Annotated in this window: 2 tRNA genes; both read left to right on the forward strand. The window is 52.0% G+C overall.

The annotated features are described in order from the left end of the window. The first annotated feature begins 2 nt into the window (after positions 1-2). A tRNA-Gly gene (locus tag SAY88_RS25420) sits at positions 3-74 on the forward strand. An 8-nt stretch (positions 75-82) separates the two neighbouring features. Further along, positions 83-153 (forward strand) — tRNA-Cys (locus SAY88_RS25425). The last annotated feature ends 95 nt before the right edge of the window (positions 154-248 follow it).

A 248-nucleotide genomic window follows, 5' to 3' on the forward strand; every position in this document is an offset into this window, starting at 1 on the left:
ATGCGGAAGTAGTTCAGTGGTAGAACACCACCTTGCCAAGGTGGGGGTCGCGAGTTCGAATCTCGTCTTCCGCTCTTGTAATGGCGGTATAGCCAAGTGGTAAGGCACGGGTCTGCAAAACCTTGATCCCCGGTTCAAATCCGGGTACCGCCTTTATATTTTATTTTTCTGCCTTGCCGGGGTGGTGGAATTGGCAGACACACAGGACTTAAAATCCTGCGGTAGGTGACTACCGTGCCGGTTCAAGT

It is taken from the genome of Halalkalibacter flavus (assembly GCF_036663575.1).
In the GTDB taxonomy this organism is placed as follows: domain Bacteria; phylum Bacillota; class Bacilli; order Bacillales; family Bacillaceae_D; genus Halalkalibacter; species Halalkalibacter flavus.